Source organism: Ferrimonas sediminicola (genome assembly GCF_005116715.1).
GTDB lineage: Bacteria > Pseudomonadota > Gammaproteobacteria > Enterobacterales > Shewanellaceae > Ferrimonas > Ferrimonas sediminicola.
Genome location: NZ_SWCI01000028.1, coordinates 1 through 4,600, shown reverse-complemented (window position 1 = coordinate 4,600; position 4,600 = coordinate 1). Strand labels below are relative to the sequence as shown.

The following is a 4,600-nucleotide window of genomic DNA, read 5'->3' as shown; positions in this document are numbered from 1 at the left end:
TGACCAGGTCACCGCTTTTACCTTGAACTCCACACTGTACTGTTGAGTTCGTTTTCCTGTCTTGTAGGCAGGCATTCTGACACCTCAATCTATCGATTTTGGTGTCCACTAAAACGGGTCAACTTCAGCATCCTTTCGTACCTGTTGTTGTGAAGCACTGCATCGTTCAATCTCTGCCCTGCGAACGATTAGATAAGCAACGCCATCCTAAAGTTGAAGAGGGATGGCGATTCGCTCGAGTCAATTCAACTAAGATCATCCGGTAAATGCAATGACCTCAATAAGAGCAGCGGCTTCCTTCAGTTGAGCAACGGTAACGGTGCGATTTACTAGTTGTCTGTTCAAAGCCTCATGCGCTTGCTTGTTTTCAATGAATAGCTCTAGTAGTTCGAGTGGTGTCAGAGCATTCTGATTCTTCTTCCAGATAAGCTCTGGGTTGCGTTTGAGCAGTTGCTCAATTGCATAGGTGTTTGCCGACCAGGCTGCGGTGTGAAGTGCTGAGTTGCCATCGATAGTTACAAGTTCAGTAGAGCACTCGTGATTCAACAACGTATCAAGGGAAGCCTGATTGTTCGACTTGATTGAGGCTATCAGCGCACCTCTACCTTGGTAATCTTGCATATCAGTTTTGGCCCCATTTCTCAGTAGCAGTTCCAACATCTCACTATCACCAGATTCTGCCACCAGCATTAGTGGTGTTTGTCCTTTAAAGTCTGAAATATTGATTTGTTGGGGAGCATCTTGAGCCAGTCGGATGGCGATTTGACGAATTGTTCTGACGAATATTGACAACTCTTGCGTGCAAGGGTTTTTCATGGCGTTGTTCATCAACTTAATAAACATCATCAAGTAGGATTCACCTGTTGGCATGTGAAGCCGTTTTTTCTTGTTGTGCTTAATCCATGAATCCACCTCAGCATCACTACCTTGAAGCAATGTGCGTATTGTGCGCTTGATCTCGGCATCAGCCAGAGGTTTGTTGCATTTTACTGTGGGGTAGGGTCTATAAAGCACTTCCCAGAAGTAGCTAGATAGCTCTCGGCTCGTGTCTTCAATCGAAGGCTCTAGGTTACTTGTTCCCGATATAACCCCATTAGCCAGCATGATTCTGAAAAAATTCTGATGAGTCCCAGGTTCAACCTTGTTGTTTGCGACAACTAAAGCAAAACAATCTCGAGCAATCTCTCCTTGGAGAGAGCCAAAATTGCGCTCCTTGCACGCCTCCAGGGCATGACGAAACAGTTCCTCCGCCTCATCGAAGTTGTTTTGAGCCAGCTCATGTTTAGCACGGTATTGCAGAATTGGAGCTCGCCAGAACTCATAGGCTTGATTGGCTTCTAGCTCATCCAGCACTGTTGCAACGTCTTTCTGACAGGTCTTCTGCCTTTTGTATTCCTTGTCATTCAAGTTATTGTGAAGAAACAAAAGGCCGCATTGCAGTTTTTCTTCCGGTGAGGTCGCAAGTTCGTTGAGACGATTACCTGCTGCCTCTCGAGCCTTATTATTTATGCTTTCATCTTGGGCAAGGCATGAGATCACCTGAAATCTACTCTCGGCTTGAAGGTGTCGCCATGGAGACCCCTTCGATACCATTTCGGCCAGCTTTGCTCGCGAATCATGCTTGTCAGTACGTTCTGCTATACGAGTTAGCTCTCGGTTGATGAGCTCTTCTTCGTTATCTCCATCGCAGGGCCAGACGCTTTCCAGCGATTCTTTGCCGGTCAAAGCTTGGAACTTGTCAGTTAGCAATTCTGCGACCTCAGCATTAGCCGTCTGTATTCGTGAAGGCAGAATTGAGAGGAGTAGCCCCTCGGATAGCCAAGGCGGCAGATGATCCTCAAACCACTTGTTTTCCTCAGCTTCACTAGCATGTCCACGCTCACCATAAGCTTCGATGGTTAAGTTGTATACGTACCTGTAGACCTCAAGCAGCTGAAGCACTTTGTTTTCGTTCGGGTTCAGGTTCGATGGTTTGACGTTACTATGCAGAGCTTTTACTAAGCGTACGTAGCCATCTTGAACCATTCTGGCAACTAGCAGCCTCTGACGGATGGTCTTAGTTGATGGTGCGGAGTAACGCTCTTGCATCAATGCGATAAATCGCTTGTTTTCGCTCTTGCTTCCTTCACCCTGGAGCAGTTTTTCCAGTAGCCCTGGAGAAGTCGCTGGGATTTCCTGTCGAAGTTGTTCAGCAGTCAGGTTTTTCCTTCGGGCAAAATCCAGCACAGATTGCACCTGTTGAGCAACCGTCAGATTGCTCTTCAATGATAAGGTACCTGAAAAATCGAGCTGTACCCGGTCCGAGAAGATCTCCTTTATCATTTTGACAGTAGGGATGCCCTTGCCGCGCCAGTTGTAGAGGATTCGCAAGACATTGTCTTGTTTATCGTCTATAGACTTAAGCGATGCTTCTCTTTGAGCAGCGAGCACTTCTGTGGAGCCGTCCAATAGGTCAAGCAACCAATCAAGCACCTGCGCCACTGGCATATATAACTCGCTCTTACTACCATTCTGACGGATTTCCGGTAGATACCAGAAATAGCCACTGGGCATTCCGGCATCGAATGACTCTTCAGTATTCCAAAATGCATTCAACCTGGCGATTCCAGGCACAAGGAAATGACTTAGTACGTACCAATTGATTTGGTGTTGCTCTGCGCCATGACTCCAAGTCGACTGCTCTACTGATTTGTAAGCATTAACAAAGTTCTCTAGTGGAAAGGTCGCTTGGTATTTAGCCATTGCGTCCATGCCCAGTTGTTCAAAGATTGCTTCAAGGATGCTCGATGCCATTTCACGATGGTTATCCAGCTTCATATCTCCATGGACAAACTTGCTTTTCTTAGTGGACGGGTACTCACTCCCACAAAGTGATTTGTAGACTTCGAAGAGAATGGTTTCAATTGTTGGAAGTGTTGCCATCTGTTTTTGTTCCTTGTTGTAAAGAATCCCATCCATCCTTGCATGGGCTTTGACCCCCGACATTGAAATCTCTTGTACCCCCCCCCTGTAAACGTGGGGGATACAGGAGATTGCATACCGGACCGTTTAGTGGATTGAAATACTGGCTTGGCTCAACAAGAAAGGAGTCCAAACCATGACCAAATCTAATGTAATCCAACCAGTTGTTAACTGGCACCTAACCGAAGCGTGCAACTATCACTGCCATTATTGCTATGCCAAGTGGCAAGATGCACCTTGTCCTCGTGAACTTGTTAAGCACCCTGCAAAATCGACGACATTGCTGCAGAAACTATACGAATATCTCCATCCCGAAAATCCAGATAACCCTTTCCATGGGACCGGAATCTTCGGTGTGCCTCGACTTAACTTTGCCGGTGGAGAGCCTTTGCTGCATTCCAGCAAACTTTTGGATTTGGCACATTATGCTCGTGATATTGGGTTCGAGTTATCAGCCATAACTAACGGGAGTTTACTAAATTCGAGAGTCGGATCAGAGCTACTGCTCTTGTTGGGCTGGCTTGGAGTTAGCATCGATTCACTCAACAAGGAAACGAACCTCGGCATAGGGCGTGTCAGTCGAGCGGATCGAATTCTGGGCCTGGTGCAGTTGGAAGAGATTTTGGCGACAGCAAGTGAAAAGAATCCAAAGTTGAAGCTCAAGCTTAACACCGTAGTGAACAAGCTTAACTGCAACGAGGATTTGAGTTCTTTGATTCGAAGCCTTGCTCCTAAGAAGTGGAAGTTATTGCGATTATTACCGGTTGTTGACAGAACACTTGTTATATCTGATCTGCAATTCCAGCGTTTCCTACACCAGCACAAAGCGTTCTCCGACATCATCTGTGCGGAGGACAATCAGGATATGGGTTATTCATATTTGATGATCGATCCTTATGGTCGATTCTTTCAAAATCGACTCAACGACCCACAAGGTGGTTACGTCTACAGTTCTCCAATCTTGGAGGTTGGTGTTGGCGCTGCATTCTCAGAGATTAAATTTTGCGCTAATCGTTTTGCCAAGCGATATCAAATCCAGTTTGAGGAGCGCAAAGCATGAGGTACAGCACAGATAAAGACACTCACAAGTTTGTGCGAGATCTAGTAACTCAAGGATGGCGCTTTGAGAGGCGCTCGAAGCATGGGCGGGCTATTCATCCTGGGGGAGAACATTACTTGACCGTTTCCATTTCACCAAGCGATCGGTGTTCTCTGGCAAATTTGAGGCGAGATATGTGTCGCTTGCTTATCAATATTGATGAGCAATGATTGATTGACCGACTCGAAGAATGCTACACAGTCCGGCCCCGCATGACGGGATAACTGCGCCCAGGAGAGCCTGAGCGCATTACAGCTAGCTCAGTAGTCTTTGGCAGTTGCTGCCCTCCCTCCAACAGCAGTTAGAACGTCTTCATTTGTAACGCCTTCAAACCATTCTCCCTTTTTCCTCTGGGATCGAAAACGCTCATGCAGCCGTTTCTCAAGGTCTCGCGCTCTACCTTTCACCTCGAAGTGAATAGCCCCCACTTCCATAGACACCCCAAAGCCTTACAATAAGGCTCCCATTTGGAGGTGTTATGTCCAGCCAGCGTTACCCAGAAGAGTTCAAGAAAGAAGCCGTCAAACAGGTCACGGATCG

3 protein-coding genes are annotated in these 4,600 nt (G+C 46.8%); 1 reads left to right on the top strand and 2 read right to left on the bottom strand.

The window, feature by feature from the left end:
• Positions 1-255: 255 nt before the first annotated feature.
• A complete protein-coding gene (locus FCL40_RS18335) occupies positions 256-2,985 on the bottom strand; it encodes an ankyrin repeat domain-containing protein (protein ID WP_136854720.1) in 2,730 nt (909 codons plus the stop codon).
• A gap of 112 nt (positions 2,986-3,097) precedes the next feature.
• On the opposite strand from FCL40_RS18335, the gene FCL40_RS18330 reads away from it, so the two are divergent.
• Complete coding sequence (locus FCL40_RS18330) at positions 3,098-4,021, top strand: viperin family antiviral radical SAM protein (protein ID WP_136854719.1); 924 nt, start codon at positions 3,098-3,100, stop codon at positions 4,019-4,021.
• 299 nt (positions 4,022-4,320) lie between these two features.
• On the opposite strand, the gene FCL40_RS18965 is transcribed toward FCL40_RS18330, so the two are convergent.
• Complete coding sequence (locus tag FCL40_RS18965) at positions 4,321-4,494, bottom strand: GIY-YIG nuclease family protein (protein WP_407644163.1); 174 nt, start codon at positions 4,492-4,494, stop codon at positions 4,321-4,323.
• Positions 4,495-4,600: the final 106 nt, after the last annotated feature.

Excerpts from the sequence above, each read along its gene's own strand:
- FCL40_RS18335 (WP_136854720.1), bottom strand. The coding sequence starts at position 2,985 with ATGTCGGGGGTCAAAGCCCATGCAAGGATGGATGGGATTCTTTACAAC.
- FCL40_RS18330 (WP_136854719.1), top strand. The coding sequence starts at position 3,098 with ATGACCAAATCTAATGTAATCCAACCAGTTGTTAACTGGCACCTAACC.
- FCL40_RS18965 (WP_407644163.1), bottom strand. The coding sequence starts at position 4,494 with ATGGAAGTGGGGGCTATTCACTTCGAGGTGAAAGGTAGAGCGCGAGAC.